21 protein-coding genes and 1 riboswitch are annotated in these 19,028 nt (G+C 49.8%); of the genes, 8 read left to right on the top strand and 13 right to left on the bottom strand.

The window, feature by feature from the left end; translation table 11 throughout:
• Nucleotides 1-12 precede the first annotated feature (12 nt).
• Nucleotides 13-396, bottom strand: coding sequence for a hypothetical protein (locus KNQ11_RS05060; protein WP_029341748.1), 384 nt, complete (start codon nt 394-396; stop codon nt 13-15).
• A gap of 145 nt (nt 397-541) precedes the next feature.
• Between KNQ11_RS05060 and KNQ11_RS05055 the strand changes: the two genes are divergently transcribed.
• Entirely contained in the window at nt 542-949 is a 408-nt protein-coding gene (locus tag KNQ11_RS05055; protein WP_023468357.1) for a hypothetical protein, read from the top strand.
• 25 nt (nt 950-974) lie between these two features.
• Here KNQ11_RS05055 and KNQ11_RS05050 read toward each other — a convergent pair whose 3' ends face one another.
• Entirely contained in the window at nt 975-1,544 is a 570-nt protein-coding gene (locus KNQ11_RS05050) for a recombinase family protein (RefSeq protein WP_214728686.1), read from the bottom strand.
• A 199-nt stretch (nt 1,545-1,743) separates the two neighbouring features.
• Between KNQ11_RS05050 and KNQ11_RS05045 the strand changes: the two genes are divergently transcribed.
• Both KNQ11_RS05045 and KNQ11_RS05040 read left to right on the top strand, forming a co-directional pair.
• Nucleotides 1,744-2,217 (top strand): hypothetical protein, encoded by a 474-nt coding sequence (locus tag KNQ11_RS05045; RefSeq protein WP_029341746.1) that lies wholly within the window; start codon nt 1,744-1,746, stop codon nt 2,215-2,217.
• Nucleotides 2,198-2,929 carry a nucleotidyltransferase domain-containing protein gene (locus KNQ11_RS05040; protein ID WP_353049810.1) on the top strand — a complete coding sequence of 244 codons (732 nt, stop codon included), beginning with the start codon at nt 2,198-2,200 and terminating at the stop codon, nt 2,927-2,929. Before KNQ11_RS05045 ends, KNQ11_RS05040 begins: the two co-directional genes overlap by 20 nt.
• 67 nt (nt 2,930-2,996) lie before the next feature.
• Here the strand turns inward: KNQ11_RS05040 and KNQ11_RS05035 are convergent, their stop codons facing one another.
• Entirely contained in the window at nt 2,997-3,782 is a 786-nt protein-coding gene (locus KNQ11_RS05035) for a pentapeptide repeat-containing protein (protein WP_075642354.1), read from the bottom strand.
• A gap of 44 nt (nt 3,783-3,826) precedes the next feature.
• On the opposite strand from KNQ11_RS05035, the gene KNQ11_RS05030 reads away from it, so the two are divergent.
• The 4 genes from KNQ11_RS05030 (at nt 3,827) to KNQ11_RS05015 (ending at nt 5,595) form a co-directional block, all read left to right on the top strand.
• The gene (locus KNQ11_RS05030; RefSeq protein ID WP_214770152.1) at nt 3,827-4,255 is read left to right on the top strand and encodes a GNAT family N-acetyltransferase; all 429 of its coding nucleotides are present in this window, start codon (nt 3,827-3,829) and stop codon (nt 4,253-4,255) included.
• The gene (locus KNQ11_RS05025; protein WP_214770149.1) at nt 4,255-4,878 is read left to right on the top strand and encodes a hypothetical protein; all 624 of its coding nucleotides are present in this window, start codon (nt 4,255-4,257) and stop codon (nt 4,876-4,878) included. The genes KNQ11_RS05030 and KNQ11_RS05025 overlap by 1 nt, the downstream gene beginning before the upstream one ends.
• A gap of 32 nt (nt 4,879-4,910) precedes the next feature.
• Complete coding sequence (locus tag KNQ11_RS05020; RefSeq protein ID WP_214770146.1) at nt 4,911-5,240, top strand: antibiotic biosynthesis monooxygenase; 330 nt, start codon at nt 4,911-4,913, stop codon at nt 5,238-5,240.
• Between the two features lie 118 nt (nt 5,241-5,358).
• Complete coding sequence (locus KNQ11_RS05015) at nt 5,359-5,595, top strand: hypothetical protein (RefSeq protein ID WP_214770144.1); 237 nt, start codon at nt 5,359-5,361, stop codon at nt 5,593-5,595.
• A gap of 1 nt (nt 5,596) precedes the next feature.
• Here the strand turns inward: KNQ11_RS05015 and KNQ11_RS05010 are convergent, their stop codons facing one another.
• Complete coding sequence (locus KNQ11_RS05010; protein WP_214770142.1) at nt 5,597-6,862, bottom strand: hypothetical protein; 1,266 nt, start codon at nt 6,860-6,862, stop codon at nt 5,597-5,599.
• Nucleotides 6,859-8,127, bottom strand: coding sequence for a hypothetical protein (locus KNQ11_RS05005; RefSeq protein ID WP_214770140.1), 1,269 nt, complete (start codon nt 8,125-8,127; stop codon nt 6,859-6,861). Before KNQ11_RS05005 ends, KNQ11_RS05010 begins: the two co-directional genes overlap by 4 nt.
• Nucleotides 8,128-8,281: 154 nt before the next feature.
• On the opposite strand from KNQ11_RS05005, the gene KNQ11_RS05000 reads away from it, so the two are divergent.
• The gene (locus tag KNQ11_RS05000; protein ID WP_055968162.1) at nt 8,282-9,100 is read left to right on the top strand and encodes an alpha/beta fold hydrolase; all 819 of its coding nucleotides are present in this window, start codon (nt 8,282-8,284) and stop codon (nt 9,098-9,100) included.
• A 72-nt stretch (nt 9,101-9,172) separates the two neighbouring features.
• Here KNQ11_RS05000 and KNQ11_RS04995 read toward each other — a convergent pair whose 3' ends face one another.
• From KNQ11_RS04995 to KNQ11_RS04960, 8 genes are all read right to left on the bottom strand, one after another.
• Nucleotides 9,173-10,204 carry an NAD(P)/FAD-dependent oxidoreductase gene (locus KNQ11_RS04995; RefSeq protein ID WP_214770137.1) on the bottom strand — a complete coding sequence of 344 codons (1,032 nt, stop codon included), beginning with the start codon at nt 10,202-10,204 and terminating at the stop codon, nt 9,173-9,175.
• A gap of 55 nt (nt 10,205-10,259) precedes the next feature.
• Nucleotides 10,260-10,982 (bottom strand): energy-coupling factor transporter transmembrane component T family protein, encoded by a 723-nt coding sequence (locus KNQ11_RS04990; RefSeq protein WP_214770134.1) that lies wholly within the window; start codon nt 10,980-10,982, stop codon nt 10,260-10,262.
• The gene (locus tag KNQ11_RS04985) at nt 10,954-12,483 is read right to left on the bottom strand and encodes an ABC transporter ATP-binding protein (protein WP_251139632.1); all 1,530 of its coding nucleotides are present in this window, start codon (nt 12,481-12,483) and stop codon (nt 10,954-10,956) included. Before KNQ11_RS04985 ends, KNQ11_RS04990 begins: the two co-directional genes overlap by 29 nt.
• Nucleotides 12,480-13,052 (bottom strand): ECF transporter S component, encoded by a 573-nt coding sequence (locus KNQ11_RS04980; RefSeq protein WP_023468342.1) that lies wholly within the window; start codon nt 13,050-13,052, stop codon nt 12,480-12,482. The genes KNQ11_RS04985 and KNQ11_RS04980 overlap by 4 nt, the downstream gene beginning before the upstream one ends.
• 99 nt (nt 13,053-13,151) lie before the next feature.
• Nucleotides 13,152-13,251, bottom strand: a riboswitch (TPP riboswitch).
• 95 nt (nt 13,252-13,346) lie between these two features.
• Entirely contained in the window at nt 13,347-14,024 is a 678-nt protein-coding gene (locus KNQ11_RS04975) for a 50S ribosomal protein L25/general stress protein Ctc (RefSeq protein WP_023468341.1), read from the bottom strand.
• Between the two features lie 290 nt (nt 14,025-14,314).
• Nucleotides 14,315-15,865 carry a GNAT family N-acetyltransferase gene (locus KNQ11_RS04970; protein WP_214770130.1) on the bottom strand — a complete coding sequence of 517 codons (1,551 nt, stop codon included), beginning with the start codon at nt 15,863-15,865 and terminating at the stop codon, nt 14,315-14,317.
• Between the two features lie 12 nt (nt 15,866-15,877).
• Nucleotides 15,878-16,408: a glycerol-3-phosphate acyltransferase gene (locus tag KNQ11_RS04965; RefSeq protein ID WP_214770128.1), complete on the bottom strand. Its 531-nt coding sequence runs from the start codon at nt 16,406-16,408 to the stop codon at nt 15,878-15,880.
• Nucleotides 16,405-19,014 (bottom strand): DEAD/DEAH box helicase, encoded by a 2,610-nt coding sequence (locus KNQ11_RS04960; protein WP_214770114.1) that lies wholly within the window; start codon nt 19,012-19,014, stop codon nt 16,405-16,407. Before KNQ11_RS04960 ends, KNQ11_RS04965 begins: the two co-directional genes overlap by 4 nt.
• Nucleotides 19,015-19,028 lie beyond the last annotated feature (14 nt).

The raw sequence follows: 19,028 nt of genomic DNA, 5'->3' as shown, positions 1-19,028 counted from the left end.
GAACCTTGTCTGTCAGCGGTCGACAGTGAAGGTTCGTTCCCGAATCGTATTCGTATGGACTTGTTTCCGGGCGTCGATCGAATCCCGAATGTGGATGATGTAGCGGCGTCCTTTTTTGTATCCAGAGCGCGGTGGTTTGATTCGGATTTCTTTGCCGTCAAGGACTTCAATCTCCGTTTGCATCCGTTCACCGTTCGAATCCGTCACGGTGACTGTTCGGTTCGAAACTTGCTCCTTCCTTAGTCCTTTCGCGTATTCGATGTCGAAGGTATGATACGAGGAGATGGAGCGGGCACGTGATTTGAAGTGCGGCTCATCCGTCCGTTCATCGAGAGTGCAGTAGCAACCCGTGAACAAAAGACTCGCCGAGAGGAGTATCGAAAATAGATGTTTCACGAAAACGCTCCTTTATGTATTTGGTAATTTTAGTATAAGACAAATTTTGGGTTACGACAATCCTTCTTGAGACCGAGTCGTTGATATCTATTAAATTCAAGCAGGTCCATGCTATAATCGACCGAGAGAAAGGAAGCGATACACCATGCCAGTACAACCAGACCAACGCGAGATCATCGTCTCGATTCGGACGAGTTATGATTTTAAAGCTGATACCGGTCGCGCAATCCGCGTCATCGAGTTTCACGGACGCCGGACGACACTGTTCGATACGTTCGAAGCGTCATCACCGAAACGGATGATCTTGATTGAGATGATTCGTGCCGTCCAATCGTTCAAGGAACCCTTCCACATCATCTTCAACGTCGAATGTAACTTCGGTTTCAAGTATTTGACGGATCAGCGGAAATGGGAAAACCGGGATGTCGGGAATACGTTCCTCGACTTGATTGAACAAGGTGGTCATACGTATGAATTACGAGACAGCTCGTTCTATGAAGGCGGAAAAGCCCTCCAAAAATGGCTCGGCAACACCTTAAAGCAAAATAGCTGAAAAAAAGGCTGATTCCATGATGGAGTCAGCCTTTATCCGTTGCATCGATTGTCTCGCTTTCGAGATATCGGTACAACGTACTTTTACTAATACCGGTCTGTTCGCGGATATCAGCGAGTGAATAGTTTTTACTTTGATACATCGCGATCGCGCGGCGGACATTTTCATCCGGCTTCCGGGGGCGACCGGTCTGCTTTCCTTGTTCTTTTGCTTTTGAGAGTCCGGCACGCGTCGACATGCTGATGACATCACTTTGCAGCTGGACCAGGTGGCGTGCCGTTTCAAGAAACGACAAGGAGGCACGCTCGCTCGTCCGAATCTGTTCGCGGAGTGACCACAGCGTCGCACCGCGCGTCTCCATGTGCTCGAGCATCTCGATCAAGTGCCGCGTCGAGTCTGCTAAGATGTAGAGATGCGTGACGATGACTTCGTCTCCCGTCTGAAGGGTTTCGAGCATCTGTTCTAATTCCGTCCGTCGTTTGGCCGAATCATGCGTCTCGATGACACGTGTCGTCACATCAATCTTGTCGGCTTCCGCTTGTTGCGTAGAACAGTCTGGATCATCCGGATAGGGTCTCATGTAGAAATATTGCATGGATGGAGCTCCTCTCTGTCGATCACGATCGACGTCAGTTCCTCATCAGTATACCGTATTCTCACCTCCGTGCCGCAGAAAACCGAAAACAAGCCTTTCTTCTCATGTTCGTATCGACTAATTTGTGGTAAATTGAGTGGAAGTAAGTTTCTCGGACTCATCCCGATACCATTCATTCTTTTTAAATGAGGTGCTCATCATGAACAAAGAAGATCATCAACTCGCCCGTCAGCTTTTGACAACCTATTTCATCGGCACACAGTTAGCGACGGTCCATGTCGCAGGCTACGTCACGCTCGAATTCATCAATTTGTTCGATACGACTGCGCCTGAACTACGACTTCGGATCGAGACGGATCGTCTGTTTTATGGCGATGTCGAGACGACACAGGACTGGGTCGTCCGCCATGCGACGAAGGAAGAGATGTTACACTTGATCGTCTCGCTTCACGCGGAACGCATCACCGGTGTCCGGATCGGAAAGACGGCACCGCACTTATTCCTAACGTTTAGCAACGGACAAACGCTCGTCCTGAACGGATCGGATACATATTATGAATCGTGGGCGATCGATATCGGTCTCGCGCCACACCGAGCCGACGCGACGATCGTTGCCGTACCGGGTGACGAACTGGCCGTCTTCTCCGGAATCGGTGAACAAGTTGAAGACTAAGTGGACACGCATGGAGTGGTGCGACTGGATCATGCCGCTCGTCGCGTCACGGTACCCGAATCACTGTGCTGTTTTACTTGCCGGTAGCCATACGCGAGGGCAAGCGACCGCACAATCAGATGTCGATGTGATCATTTTTGAAGCAAGTCGAGGTCAGGCGTACCGGGAGTCGTTCATCCATGACGGTGTCCCGGTCGAAGCATTCGTCCATTCCTTTGAGACGATTGCACATTTTTTCGAGAGTGATCGGGAACGTGGTCGCCCGTCCCTGCAACGAATGATTGCTGACAGTTGGACGATCGAGGATCATCCGCGACTTGCATCTATCCATCAGGAAGCCGTTCAACAATTGGCGGACGGACCGATTGCGTGGACGACTTCGGAACAAGAGCGCGCACGTTATTTTTTAAGTGATATGCTCGACGACTTCGAGAGTGTGACGAACCGCGCGGAAGGTCTAGCGATTGCGTCACGTTTATATGAACAGAGCATCGAGTTCGTCCTTCGCGCCAATCGTCGTTTCATTGGGCAAGGGAAGTGGGCGATCCGTGCTCTTGCGGAGTTTGACGAAGATTATGCCAGTCGACACACAATGGCATTCGAGTTGTATTATCAATCGGATGACCGACGAGAGGTCGTCGCGTTAGTCGATGATTATCTCGCACCATTCGGCGGGCGTTATTTTGACGGCTTTACGCTCGGTAAACGATAACAAGCAAAAGGAGGTACGCTTTCGGATCAATCGACCGAAAACGTGCCTCCTTATCGTTCGCTTCTGTTTAACGCCAATGGGACGGACGGAGTAAGCGACGCGGTAACTGCGTCGCTGCATTGCCGATTGCCGCATTGATTTGTGCCTGTGTCAAAAAGAGTGCATCCGTCAGATCGGCGTCTTTGACGTTACAGTCTCGCAAATCCGCCCCGAGAAAGTTGACTCCGCGCAGGTTACTGCGCGATAAGTTCGTCGAAAGCAACCACTGGTTCTGAACACTGGCACCTGAGAAATCACGTCTTGGTAACTGTTTTCCGACCCAGTCGCGTGGTGTCTGGTCGCGTCTTCCGCTATACTGAGCTTGAACACGCGACGCAATCATTTCAAGGAGTGGTCGGACGGTTTGACGAACCGGTATCAAGTCAAGTCGTTCAAATTGATCGGCTGGTAATGCCGCGTACCGGGTTAGTGCGGCAAGTGTCTCATCGAGTTGATCGTGGATGTCACGCGTGACATCGCGTTTCCCGTCGGTTATGTACCACATCATCTCAAATAAATGGACCATCTTCGGGAAGGCAGCATAGATCGCTTGGCGTCGCTTAGGTGCATCATCGCCTTCGAATGTCTGCTGTGACAGATGTTGTCCGGCACCGAAACAATCATAGACGGTACAGCCTTTGTAGCCGCTGTCGCGTAATCGGTCATGGATGCGACAGCTGTAGTCCGCGTCAAGATTACGACAAGGTGTCGCTTCCGGTTTGTCATGACCAAAATCACTGGATTTCGAAAAAGCGAGTGCGGTACAACATAAACCAAAACACTTCGTACAATCAATCTGGAATGTAGGCTCCATATGATTCACCTCCACTACTACTATAACAAGAAAGGGGATTAGTCATGTTGAAATTTCAACTCAATGAAAATGAGGACGGACAGGACTGGCTTAGGCAGCAAGTGCGTCAATATAATGTCGAGCGTTCACCGCTTCATGCGACGAAACGCTCCGAGGGAACACAAGCCGTCACATTACTTGCGACGCATGATGATCAACCGATTGGTGGCATCTCAGGGGAAATGTACTGGGGCTGGTTACATATTGAATGGTTCTTCATCGTCGAAGAGGAACGGGGAAGTGGGCTCGGTACTCAGTTATTCCGTCAACTGGAGGAATGGGCACGAGCAGCGGGTGTTCAGCGAATTCGCGTCGAGACGTTCTCGTTTCAAGCGCTTCCGTTTTATGAGCGGCAAGGATTCGTCGAAGTCGGACGAATCGATGACTATCCACCAGGGATGAGCTATCATCTGCTCGTCAAACAGGTCGACTGATGAAACGGCGTCTTTTCCTCATCTTATTGTTCGGTCTCGTGCTCGGAACGCTGACGGGGATGCAACCACGTCAAGAGACCGCTTCTTTTACGGCGAAGCAAGTCGCTCGGTTATATACACAGATGACGAACACGCCAATCGAAGCGCGCGACGTCTACTTCGTCGAACGACTATCTGACCATTATGCCGTCGCGTATCTTGAAGCGAAGCACGACCGCTTGTTTTTGCTCCTGCAACAAACCGATGATGCACAACGAATCGACCGAATCATTCGCTCGAAACAGACGAGGGAGACGGACTGGTTCGAAGGTCGTTTGTTGACGACGGACGAAGGTCGATACCTTGTCGCCTACGGTATGAATGGTTCGCAACAAATGAAATCGATCCGGTTCGAGCCGTATAAGACGACGGCTGATGGGGACGCACCACTACGTCCAATGCAGCGCTCATTGTCTGTAGCAGATCAGGAACGTTTCCATACCGTCCAACCGTTACCGGATGCGTTCCCGCATTCGCTCTACTTCGAGATGATCGCGACGAGCGTAGACGGAAAAGAGACGATCCAACGCTTGACGTTACCAAGCGATAACGCATCCGTGTTTTCTACGACCCGTGACTTCTAGTATACTGAAGACGAAAAAAGGGGGAAAAGAACATGTGGATCGTCATGAACCAGTTACACGTCATCAAAGGTGCAGCAGATCAGGTCGCAGCGCGTTTTAAGACGACGAAGGGAATCGAACGGATGGAAGGGTTCCACCGGATGCAAGTCCTCGTCGATATCAGTCAGGAAGAAGAAGACATCGTCACGATCATGACGACGTGGTCGAATCAAGCAGCATTCCATGCGTGGCAAGAGAGTCAAGCGTACAAAGGCGTGCACCATAAGCGGGATAACGGAACGTCCGAAGTCAAACCGCTCGTGACGTCGAATACCGTCACGGAATATGCGATCGTCGCTGATCACAGTGCCGCAACGGAATAACCAACAACACCCCTTGGGAGGAAGTCTCTCAAGGGGTGTTGTTTGTAACTATAGATTAGAGTGTTTTTCCGTAATCTGGGTATATTCTAACAAACTAGATAAAACGAGGTGGCACCGTATGGTATATCGTAAACCTGTCGTCTCTAGCCTGTCCGTCCTCGGGGGTATGATCCTGCTCTTTGGTTTCTTGACGAGCGGTGGCTTCATTTATCTCTACTTCTTCGTCTTACTATTCGCTTGCGTGTCCTTCTTACGTGAACCGTTGACGCGTACAGAGTGGTTAAGAGAGGGGATTGCTTTCATCTTCTGGTGTTCCTTGATTTATTTGTTGCAGCATCTCGTCTTCATGGCGTGAATCATTTTTCGTATTGCTCGAACAAAGGAAGGAGGATGTCACGACCTGTCGCCGATAGGTGAATCGACACGTCACGCTTCGAATCTTTTAAATAAACATCGGTCTTTTTGAGACGCTTATCGAGATAAACTTCGTATTGTTGTCCTTTCACTCCATCTCGGAACGTCAGATATTTCCACTTCGCCCGTTTTCCTCGTACGTCAGCCTGTTCACTTGCCTTGATTGCTTTTTGTAATTTTCCGGATTCATCACTCGTCATCATGATCATGTTGTCCCAATCGAGACCTTTCTCCGAAATACGATTTCCTTGATCATCTTCTTCAAAACGGACATGCTGGAACTGCTCTTGATGGAATAGCGTCACTTCCAAGTTATCCGCTACGACGTCGTCTGCTGTCTGTTCCGGCTCTTGAAGTTCAGGCGGTCGTTCCATCGTATGTCGAATCGATAATTCATAGCGGAATTCGCGTCCGTTTTTCTCCGTTGCGATGAGCGTTCCGTAATGTTCCGGTGTCCCGTCACCCGGGATGAACCGGACCTTGCCCGGTTGTTTCATCGAATGAATCGGGCGTTCCACATGACGTCCACCGTATAACTCAGGTAAGCGCACCATCACGTCATAAGTCGAACCGAATTGTTGATTGTAGACGAGATAGAGTTTGACGTCACGTGTAAATGGCGTGAGTGAATGCGTGTACGTAAAGATCGTCGTCCGTGTATCTTTTTTCGTGACATCCGTCGCGTCGATGATAAGGTAACCTGAACCTGGGAGCTCTAATGTTCGAGCGGAGTGATCGGCAACCTTCTCATTACGAATGAACCGATCGTCTTTTTTTAATACAGTAGGCTTCATGTTAAAGTTCTGTCGTTGTGTAGTCAGAGCTGTCTTCTTGAAGACATCGTCTTTCTTTGCTAGCGGATAATATCCACTTTTTAATGGCGTTTCGCAATATAAGTAAGTCTTCTTTCCGGATTGAACGTAACGAACGGTTTGACCTTCATAATCCTCGAACGGATTTGTCATCATGACGGAATAGATATCGCCGACAGCGTAATCGGTAGGTGCATCGCTCACTTTAGACGCGCACGTTTTTTGAATGACAGTTCGTTCTTTAGCTGACAAGGTGCGAGATTCTTTTTCGTTGAATTGCCCTCCGTCATACATTTGCGATAAGTAATCCCATTTGAAATTCGGCGCGTCACTTTGGCAACCGCTTAATGCTAGCGTTGCACCGAGTGTTAGTCCGATCCAGTAACGTTTGTTCATTGATTAAGCACCTCACTAAGTGCTTCACTGGTCGTACCCGACAGCTTGGCACCGTTCTTTGATCCTGGTTTGACGACATAGATTTCAAGCTTTTTAGCGCGTTTGCGTTCATACAGCTCGAACATTTGGCTTTTCCCTTCGCGCATCAACGTTAATTTTTTCTGCTTTAGTTTTGTGCCTTGTGGCTCCATGACGTCGGTCTCTTTTAATTCCTGAGCGATTTTTTTCGCTAGTTTATCCGGTATTGCTGAGACGAACTTATAATCGCTATCGATGAGCTGTTTCGGTGATTGATGGATGAAACCGACATAATCGCTTGTGGATGCTTGAAGGAATCCATAATCGTAATTCACTGGTTTTGTGTAGGTTTTATTAAAACGCAAATATATCGATGTTTCTTGGACGACTTTTCCGTCCTCTTGTTTCCGAACGGTTGCGAACTGGACAGTCTGACCTGTCGCAATCGTATCCGGCAGTTGCTTTCGCTCAATCTGATAGGCTTGTCCATTCATATATTCTTGAATCGTCGAAGGGAATCCGACACGGTCACCACTGAACATCAGCTCGATCGACGATTGTTGGACACCACCATCCGGACTAGCGCGAAAAGCTAAATTCAATTCGGAACCGGATAGTGACTCGGTCGTCTCAAAGAGTGTTTGTTCTTTATCTTTGCCTTTCTCTTTCATGTAGACGACGAGTTGTCCTTCCGGTGGCAAAGATAGTTGATAGGACGGGAAAAGGTACCGTCCGAGCTCTTTTACTTCTTTACGATCTTCGTTTTCCTGTTTTTGTTGATCTGTCACTTCTTTTGGAACGGGTCCAAAGCGAACGACTGTCGATTTAGCTTTAACCGGTTGTTTTGACCAATCGACGAATGGATAATCACTTCGCTTGATCTGATGGACCGCATAATCCGCATGGCGAATCGGCTGACAAGCCAGATAGTCCTTTTTTTCGTCTGACAGGAAACGGACGTGTTGGAACTCACGCCCTTGGATACTCGGAGGCAGGAAGTATAAGTCAAATCCTTCGTGTTGCACATATCGATCAGGTAAGTGCTTCATGTCTGGTTTTTGCTGGCAAACCTTCAACAAAGCAGCGGTTTGTTTTTTCGGGAGATCCGGTATCTCTTGCCCATCAAAGGTAGTCGAAATACCGCCCCAGTAATTAACATCGTATGTAAGGTCTAAGTATTGTTCTTTACCGCATCCGGCAAGTAAGACTACGCCTGCGAGAATACCCGTATGTATATAGCGTCTCATGAAAAACCTCCTTTATCCTAGTGACTATATTTTACCATAATTTCTAGAATAGACAGAATTTTCTATAATACTTTAACATTAAGATGTTTAACATATCTTGACTCGGGAATATTAGATGCATGCACGGTCAATCTATTACTATGGGGGTTTTATGATGGGTACATTCATTCAAGCAGTTGATGGCACGAAAATTTATGTCGAGGATGTCGGGTCGGGTCAACCGGTCGTCTTTTTACACGGCTGGCCGGCAAACAACAACATGTTCGAGTATCAAAAGAATCTGCTCGTCGAAGAGGGGTACCGTTACGTCGGAATCGATTATCGCGGTTATGGCAAATCAGATGCGCCGGCAACGGGATACGATTATAAGACAATGGCGTCTGACGTCAATGAAGTCATCGAACAGCTGAAATTAACGAATGTCACGTTGCTTGGCTTCTCGATGGGAGGAGGAATCGCCTTGTCCTATCTCTTGCAATACGGAGATTCAAAAGTTAGTAAACTTGTCCTCGCAGGAGCTGCGGCACCTGTCTTTACACAGCGAGATGGCTATCCATACGGGATGACGAAAGAAGAAGTCGATGCGTTGATTGCCGACACGAAACAAGATCGTCCGTCGATGCTCAAAGGATTTGGGGAAATCTTCTTTGCGAAGGAGCATCCAGAACCACTTCAACAATGGTTCCATGGTCTTAGCATCGCCGCTTCGTCCCACGGTACGATTCAGTCAGCAATCGCATTACGTGATGAAGACTTACGTGGAAAACTCGAGAACATCAAAGTCGATACGTTGATCATCCACGGTAAAAAAGACCAAGTTTGTCCGTTCGAGTTCGCGGAAGAAATGCAAAAGGGAATCCCACATGCACGACTTGAAGTCTTCGAAGAGAGTGGGCACGGTATGTTGCTTGATGAACAAGAGAAGTTCAACGAAACGTTACTCTCGTACGTTAAAGGAAATCAAACCGTCTAATCCAACAAGCCATGGACACCCGTCCATGGCTTGTTTTTGTGTACAGAAAAAAGCGTGCGCCGGCGCACACTTTTAAGGGCGATACTTCCGCATGAACCGTTGATCGATCCAGCGCTTCAGGTACCAACCGAACGGGTGAGTCGAATACTGATTGCCATACATTGAAACTGCATGACGTGGTCCCATCGATAAAATCGTCAAATAGTTCGTTTGCGGACGATAGGTTTGCAGTGCCTCTTCCTGGACGTACCGTAAGAGATTTGCTAGTAAGATTGGTGCTTGCCGGACAGCTGTGACACCGTTCTTTGGAATATCGGGATAGGCGACGAGGGTCGCCGCGTCACCCGCAGCAAACAGACTTGGATGATTGAGCGCTTGCAACTGTTCATTGACGAGTAGGAACCCGTCTTCCGTATAGAGCTTGCTGTCTGCAAACAATGCCGGTGCTTTCGCACCCGTTAAGCGGATGATCGCATCCGACTCGATTGGAGAGTGATGCTTGAAGCGGAGTGGTGGTTCGTCATCTATTGGACGTTCTCGGATCCAATATACATCGAGTTCTTTTAACCGTCTCGCAATCGCTTCCGCTGCGGGGTGTCTTGAAAGTAACTCTGGATCCGTGATCAGTGTGATCGGTACACCCGCTGCTTTTAAGGACGCCGCCATCTCGACGGCCGCTGCACCACTTCCAATCAAGACTGGACGCTTTGCTTGTTGCAGACGCTTTAATGTATCGGGTAACCGGTAGTTCGGTTTAATCGATAATCGTGTCGTATCTTCCGCCCAATCGAACGAGCCAATATTCGTCGAGACGACGTCATAGGTGTAGCGTCTGCCGGATGCACCGAAGACGAGCTTTTCATCGGGGTCGATTTTGATGACGGTCTCTTCGATGAACTGTTTATCATTGGCGCGACACAGTGCGGCGACGTCGATACGGATCTCATCGATATCGTACGTTCCGTCAGCAAGTCCGGAGTACATGCCCGAGTAATATTGGTACGTCGAGGCATTTAAAATCAGCCACTCGACGTCTTCTGTGGGTCCATTGGTAATGCAATGCAGGTGAGCGTGTCCTGCACCAATCAAAAGGATTCGTTTCATGTCGTTCTCCTTCAATCTGTCTTGCTAGAATGTACCCGGATACGGGTGGCGGTAATCATAGCCAAAAGACAAGACTGATGAACAGGAGGATGACCATGAGATAGATAACATCCTGGCGCTGAACGACTGGCACTTCATAATATGTCCGTTCTGCTGAAAAATGACGGGCTTCGAAAGCGATCGCCATCCGTTCTGCCCGCTGGATCGATCGCGAGAAGAGCGGTAAGCCGATTGATAGGAACGCATCACCAGGAAAGCGACTGTGAACGTTCTGAATCATCCGGACTTGCCGTAAGACGCGAACTTCTTCGATCAAATGTGGAAGAAAGCGGATCCCGGCAAGAAATCCGTACGCGAAGCGAGGCGACACCTTTGCTTGGTGAATCAAGCTCATCACGAACCGGGTCGCATCGGTCGTCGTGACGAAAGCGAAACTTAAGCAGACGAACGTTGCCATCCGTAAGGCAAGTAACCAGCCGTGCATGACACTTTCCGATGTGACATGAAACCAACCAAACGACCATAGAGGATTCGTTCCTTTGCCGAAGGCTGCCATCATCCAGAACGTCAATAAGAATAATAGACTGTAAGGTGCGAGTCGTTTCAAGAAATCGCGAGGACCCCACCCGGAGAGGAGTAGCAGCGCGATAGCAAAACTCAGGAACACCAACGTCTTGATCCAGTCGTTCGTTGCAATCAAGGCAAACATGATCAAAAACAATCCGCTACCCTTGATGACAGGATTGAGTTTAGCGAACGGTGACGCGTTCGTCTGCATGGCGCTTCACCTCCTGGAATTGGTACGAAAGTGGACGTTGTAGCTGACAGCGTTCGAGTAACGGAACATCAGCGAATAACTCGCTCGGACTTCCGTCAAAGGCAATTCGGCCTTGCTCCATGACGAGGACACGATCCGCGTATCGGGCGACGAGTTCCATATCGTGTGTTGCCATGACGAGTGTCGTTCCGTTTTGTTGTTCCGTCAACAACTGTTCCATGAGCCGCCGTGTCGTCAATCCGTCCTGTCCGAACGTCGGTTCATCGAGCAACAACACATCCTTCGTCTGCCCGAGCATCGTCGCGACGCTGAGCCGTCGTTGTTGCCCCGTACTAAGCGCAAGCGGTGACTGCTGTTTGACAGATGCGAGTTCCAGTCGTTCGAGCAACGCTGTGCGCTCATCACTCGTCGCTGCCCGGTGACTCCAGTCGATTTCCGCTTCGACTGTCAGTTTGAGAAACTGCAGATCCGGTTGTTGAAAGACATAGCCAACGTGCTCATAAAAGCGTCGCCGGGAGTAACGCTGAGCCGGACGTTCTTGGAACCGATATGTTCCTTGATGCGAGAGCAACCGACCGAGTGTTGCAAGCAACGTACTTTTCCCGGATCCGTTTGCCCCGAGCAGCATCACCCATTCTCCCGTCTTCAGGGAAAATGTCGCATCGGTCAGCGGATAAGGTGCTTTCGTCGATAATGCAGCGACGTGTAACAAGGGAGTGCCTGCTGTAGCGACTGAGGGAAGCACGTGAAGTCGCGCCGCTTGTGGTCCATCTATGGGTAACGTCTCTAACGTATACGGATACAAAGATGGAACAGCGACCCCTTTCGATTGAAGATGTTCATAAGCTTGCGGAAACAAATCCTGTGGATGTGCCGTTGCAGTCACCGATCCGTCCTCAAGTAAGACGATCTGATCGATATATGGCAAACAGACATCGAGTTGGTGTTCAATCAAGACGATCGTTAAATCGTGTTCTTTCTGAATCCGAAAGATCAACGCCATCAGCTCGTGTTGCCCGATCGGGTCAATCTGAGCCGTTGGTTCATCGAGTAATAAGATCGTCGGCTCAAGTGCCAGGACCGCAGCGAGCGCGAGGCGTTGTTTCATCCCCCCGGATAGACTCGCGATTGGTGTCGAGAAGGGGAGAGGGAGACCAACGAGTGCGAGTAAGCGTTCAATTCGTTCCTCCATCTCTTCGCGTGGAATCGACCGGTTTTCTAAGCTAAAAGCGATTTCGCGTCCGATCGTTTCCATGCAGAACTGTTCTTCTGGGTTTTGGAATAGCACTCCGACCGAACCGGACCGGGTAACGGTTCCCGTCTGTTCGACTTCAATCGTCTCTGGTGTCAGTCCGGCTAGGGCATGAAGCAGTGTCGTCTTGCCACTCCCGCTTCGTCCGAGCAGAAGGGTCGTTCCGTGTTCGATCGTCAGCGATACATGATCGAGCACCGACTTCATCTGACCGGGGTAGCGGATGCTGAGATCGTCGACAGTAATCATGCGACTTCCCGTTTCGCACGTCCGGCCGCAAACCCGTTCAAGACACCGGTCGCAACAAGGCGACGGACGAGAATCGCTGCAAGCAAGCCGCCCAGTAATGCGCCACTAATCAATTGTAAGCCAGTTGTCGCAAGCAACGTCGTCGTCGTGTAGTAACCGAATCCGTTCGCGATCAGACTATAGACAATGCTACCAATCGCGGCTCCAACACCCGATAACATCAATGTCCAGGTGTCATAACGGCGATAACGCGTCATCGCAAAGACGAGTTCCGCACCAAGCCCTTGGCATACCCCGATGAGAAGAGCCGATAAACCAAAGTGACTACCCGTGAACAGCTCGACGGCTGCCGCGACGATTTCCGCGATGAGAGCGGCACCTGGTTTTTGAATGATTGCTGCGACGAGCGGGCTCGCGATGATCCAGATCCCAAACATCCAGTTGGCACCGACAGGTCCGAAGATCGCAGACATCGGTAACCAGAGTGTTGACCAACCGAGATAGATGACCCCGCAAGCGACGGCGAGCATCATCATGACCATGATTTCTTTCATTTTCCAGTTTTGCATTAGGTACGTCCTCCTTAGAATGGGGGAGACGCCAAAAAGACCGCCCTCCGTAAAAAAGAGAGCGGTCCTCAGAAAAACTGCGCGCAGCAGGAGTCATTGGATGTGATCGCTCCACTTTCCTACGCTAGTATGAACTAGATCAGGTTCGAAGGGTCCGAAGTGAATCGTCTCAGCCAAATGGGCTCCCCTAGTGGATATGGTAATAGGTGATACGCTGTTCACTTTAGGCAATCTTCTGTCTATTGTCAAGACACAAAAAAACGATACGCCACGAAGGGCGTATCGTCAAACGACTTATTTGTTGTCTTCGTTCTCTTCTTTTGCTTCTTCTGAAGACTCTTCCGTAGCTTCCGCTTCGTTGTCTTCACCAGCTTCCGCTTGTGCCTCAGCTTCTGCTTCTTCGATTTCCTCAAGCTCTTGTTCAAGCGTTGATTCGACGACAGCTGCGACTTGAATGTCGCCTTCTGTGACGATACGGAAATCTTTTTGTTCTGGAAGATCAGCAACAGAAATCGAATCGCCGATTTCGAGGTTCGTGACGTCGACTTCGACGTTCTCTGGTAATTTATCTGGTGTAGCTGCGACTGTTACTTTAAAGAGTGTCTGTGACAGGAATCCACCGACTTTAGCGCCAGCTGCTTCGCCGACGAGTACGACATCTGCTTCAACTTCTGTCTCTTCATCCATTTTAACGGCGATGAATTCAACGTGATCGACAGTTGGTGTGAAGACATCCATATCACGACGGTTGATCAAGACGTTAATATTTTTACCGTCGAGTTTCAGTGAAATCAAGACGTTCTCACCGTTTTCTCGAACGATTTTAAGCAATTCTTTTTCTTCAAATGCGATTGGTGTACTTTCCACTTTGTAACCATACACGACACCAAGAGCTTTTCCTTCATGACGTAATTGTTTACGGAGTGAGCGTGGACGTACCTCGCGTTTTTCGGCTGTTAATTTAACTGACATGTTCATTTCCCCCTTGAATTTGGTATAGCCCTCAAAAGGTAATGAATGTAGGAGCAGGACAAGTCCTGAACAATTTAAATATGCTAAGACAATCGGTTTCAGACTCTTTTGAATCTGACGCTTTCGTGACTTTGCATTTCTCTCCCAGGTCATTACGCTGATATTGAGAAACATGTGTGAGTAAGTCACCGGTTTGATGCGGTGCTAGTGAGTTTATACCCCTATGTTTTAAATCCTTAAACCTCTAATTTTTATTTTTTAAAGTCGAAAGACCTCCAAACCGCTTGAAATCAAGGGTTAAGAGGTCTTTCATTTTTTTCATTTTTTATGGTGATGCGTTGGTTTTCACGGACTAATACACGGATGAGACGTTCGATGTGCCGCATCGTCGTCTGTCCCATCGTTGAGATTTGGAGCCATTGATTATGGACGAGATAGTCGCTTTCATACTGGACGTGATAGCCCTGAATCCGAAGAGCGTCTCCTAAAGCGGTTGCCGACGGATGAACGATCGTCAGAATTCCCGGCGCTTGCGCTTCTTGAGTCGCAAGCAGGTTGAAACCAGTAGCGCGAACGGCTTGTTCGAGATAGGTCATCTTGATGGCTGCTTGATCGAGATCAAGGGCATCGAGCGCTGCCTGACAAGCCAGCAACAAGTTCGATGAGCCGGAAAAGGCGACGCCTTCCGCATAGAGTCCGAGATCCAGATAACGTGGAACACGTGGAGAAGGTAGGATGCAGTCTGTATGACCGATGAACGCAAGACCCGGTAAACCCCCAATTGCCTTTCCGGAGACGGTCGTGACGAATCTGCAGCCAGCGTATGAGAAACGTCCGGTCCCGACGGCGCTGATCGCATCGACGATGAGTGCGGTTCGTTGATCTAATAGCGATTTTACCGCATCGAGATCGTAGAGAACGCCCGTAGACGTCTCACAATGCGTCAACCAAATCCAGTCGTACTCCGTTTGATGCAGTTGACTTGCGAGTTGTTCCAAGTCGATCGGGTGACCGGACGGAAGCAGGTGGATATCAAATGACTTTCCTGCTCGTGCCGCGTGATCGATCAAGCGTTGACCGAACTCGCCACCGTTTAGAATCAATCCATGTCCACTCAGTTGTTGTGCGACAATATCATTGGCGAGGGTGCCACTGCCAACAGCCATCGAGACATATGGCAAATCCAGCAACTGACACATCCGACCACGTAAATCTTGATCGAGCTGACGCATCGAGGCCGTCCGATGCGGACGCGGTGCTTGTTGTGCCGCTTGGCGGACTGTTGGTGCAACCTCGACTGGACCGGCTAGAAAATGCAGAGGACGTAAAACGTCCGCGATGACGGATCGTTCATATGTTGCGCGCGACAACAACATCGGTACGAACTGGGCATCGCCACTACCAAGCGTTGCTGCGATTGGTGTGAAGCCGAACCGCGCATATAGTTTAGCTTCCCGTGTCGTACCACTGATATAGACATGATCAATCGTTTCCCGCTCCAAGTAGACCATCAAAAAGCGCATCAATTGCATGAACGTACGACTATTGCGGTACTCGGGACGAACGCTGAGTAAGCGGATTTCCGCTGGGTCCGTCAGTGTCTCATCTAACGTCACGCCTTTTTCTTCAAGTGAAAAAGGGCGATGCTTCCGAATGGCAATCATCGCGACGAGTCGATCGTCTTCCTTGCCGATCAGATAGGTATTTTGATCATGAAACCGGTCAATCCGTTTCCGTTCGGTGTTCGGTTGATGTTGCGGAATCTCTTCCGTGAAGGTGAGGTAGTTCAGTTCATGGATTGCTTCCGCGTCCGAAGCGGTAGCAATGGAAAAGTCGATCATGAGACGTCCTCCTTATGTAATGACTGGCTTGTGAAGTGCATCATGAGCCCACAGGACAAGTAGACTTACAGCAACGGTACACAAGATATTGATGGGTCCCGCGTTAAAGTAGACAGGGAGTAACGGGAGCAGAACAACCGGAATCAGCCCCGCTTTGACGCTATCTTTCGTTACGAGATAAGACAGACCGAGTATGCCTAGTCCGGCAAGATATGCCCACGGCGTTATGGCGAAGACGATTCCGGAAAATACGGCATACCCTTTACCGCCGCGTCGCGGATGAAACAACGGAAACAAGTGACCGATAAGTACGGCAAGAGCGACGGGATAAAATGCGTCTGTTAGCTGTAGTGCAAGAACCGTCTTCGCGGCATCAAACAGGTACACGAATAAAAAAGCCGGGAGCCCACCAGCGCGATGGGCGTTGCGGGCACCGATGTTTCCGGAACCGACCTGTGCCAAATCGGTACGACTGACGTACTTCCAGAGCGTACCGCCAAGAATACTACCGATAAGGTAACCAAGCAGGAGATCAAGGATCACCGATGTTCCTCCTTTGTTTCTACGAGATGTACGAGTTCCTTGACGGTCAGGGCATCACTGTCTGGAGCCGTCAGGACGGCATCGACCATCTGAGCTTTTCGATCTTGTAATTCCGTCATCTTTTCTTCGATCGTTCCGCGTGTCAGCAATTTGATGACCGTCACGTCGGACTGTTGTCCAAGCCGGTGAGCACGATCGGCAGCTTGCTGTTCGACGGCCGGATTCCACCAGCTGTCAAAGAGGATGACGGTATCAGCAGTTGCGAGATTCAATCCCGTCCCACCCGCTTTCAGGGAAATCAAGAAGAGATCGACTTCACCGTCATTGAACCGATCGCATAACGCCAACCGGTCTTCGAGTGGTGTCTCACCCGTCAACAGGAAGTGGGGGAGGTGACGTTGCGCGAGATCCGAGCGAATGCGTTCGAGCATTTGTGTATACTGCGAGAAAATCAAGATCCGCTTTCCGGCTGCCCGTTTTTCGGCAATTAATGAGAGCAGACGCGTTCGTTTTGTTGCTTCCCCTGTGTATCCCTCAACGAATAAACCTGGATCGTTGCAAATTTGCCGCAACCGCGTTAATCCAGCCAGTAACTTCAAACGATCTTCGCGTTTCGTCTCGTCTAAGTGTTGCAGCGTCTCGAGTTGCAATTTGGCGAGATACGACGCATATAACCGTTTTTGGTTCGGACCGAGCTCGACATAATGATGCTCGATCTGTTTCTTCGGTAAGTCCTGTAAGACATCTTGTTTCTCGCGCCGTAATAAGAACGGTTGGATGAACTGTTGCATGTCATCAAACGACCATTTCTCAAACGTCGCTAAATCCGGCAGTAATTCTGGAAACAGAACATGGAAGATCGACCAGATGTCGCGCGGTCGATTCTCGAGCGGTGTGCCCGTTAAGGCGAACCGTCGTTTTGCTTGCAGATGCCGCAGTTGACTGACCGTTTGTGACTGCGGATTCTTCAAATGCTGTGCTTCATCAAAGAAGATGACGTCATATACAGGGTGGCGACGGACGTCGGTCCGAAGCGTCGTATAGGAGACGATCGTCACCGTATCGTCAGGTAAGTGCTCCAGTTCGCGGAGTCGGCTGGCTTGAGAACCAGTGACGACATGAACCGATCGACCGGGTAAAAAGCGTTTCAGTTCTGCCTCCCAGTTTCGGAGCAGTGATGCCGGTGCGACGATGAGCGCGCGACGGTCAGGAATCGTCGCGACATAACCAATCGCTTGAATCGTCTTCCCGAGCCCCATCTCATCGGCTAAAATCCCGTGACATCCTAGCGCGTCTAAATTCTTCAGAAATTGAATGCCCGTTCGTTGATACGGATAGAGTCGTGACTCTAAAGAATTCGGCAAGTCGAGCTGGAATCCTTGTCCGGATTTCAATTCAAGCCATTTCTCGAGCAAATCGGCGTGAAGATGGAGGACGGAAGCGCCAATTAGATGCTTCATGTTCCGGACAGCAGGTAAGACGATCCGTCCGTCGCGTAAGTCGCGTTCACTTGCTTCCATCTGGGCGAGGACCCGTTGTAACTGCTGAAAAGCCCTTGTTTCTAAAGAAACGAACTGTCCGGATTTCAAGCGGTGGTACCGTTTTTGTAAGACGAGCGACTTCAGGACACGTTTCAGCTCATCTTCCGGAATCCCGTCCATTGAAAAGTTGAACACGAGCCAGTCGAGGCGGTCCGTTACGTCGACTTCGATTCGCGGATGGAACGGACCTTTTGGTAACGTCGTCCGGATCGCTTGTGTTGCAAATAACTCCAGTTGACCGAGCGCAACCCGTTCGTCAAGCAGACTCCGCAAAAAGGCATACTGTGCGGCGTCACGCGTGATGATGTAGCGCATGTCACGTGGCGTTGCTTGGAATTCACGTAAGAAGCGTAAGACACTTTGCTCCGTTACTTGATCCCGTCCAGCGTAAATCGTCTCATCGAGTGGATTCAGCTGAATCCCTTGATAATCAAACGACACGCGGACTTCGACTTCTTGAGGCGTTCGGTCGAGATGGAGTTTGGCGATTGGTGTCCCGGAAACGATTCGTTCTTGCAAATCAGGACTGAACGAAACATCGGCGACTCGCTGCAAATACTCGGTCTGTCCAAGCAGACGATCGAAGTAGGGCAGGGACAGTTGATGCTGCTGATTGTCCGTCAATCGTTTGAGCGTCACGACAGGTCCAGTCAGTTCGAAATGAATTGCCACCCGACGATCAGGTGTGAGACTGCGTAAATAATGGCGCGCGCCAGCGTCATCGACTTGAAACGCCGTGAAGGGACGGATTTGCGGCGATAGCGGCGTCGGTGTACCGTGCGCCTGTACATGATGCATCGCCAGTAAAACGGCGACGATATGTCCGCAAAATGACGTATCCATCGCAAGCGACGGACAATTACAGCCGGCGTCGACACCGTGCGCCTTGACGCGAACCGTCACCGTGAATCGTTCCTCACCGTCGACACTCGCTTCGATCAGCTCGTCACCCATTCGGTAATTGTGCAACGTGACCTTGCGGGCGGCGACATACTTCTTTCCCCGTCGAAAGGCATAGGCATCAGACATTTGTTTGATTTTGCGTTCACTGAGCCCATAATTCATGCTATTCCTCCTTT

It is taken from the genome of Exiguobacterium sp. s39 (assembly GCF_018618925.1).
In the GTDB taxonomy this organism is placed as follows: domain Bacteria; phylum Bacillota; class Bacilli; order Exiguobacteriales; family Exiguobacteriaceae; genus Exiguobacterium_A; species Exiguobacterium_A abrahamii.
Note: the sequence above shows the minus strand (reverse complement) of the source record. Positions and strands in the feature narration are given on the sequence as shown.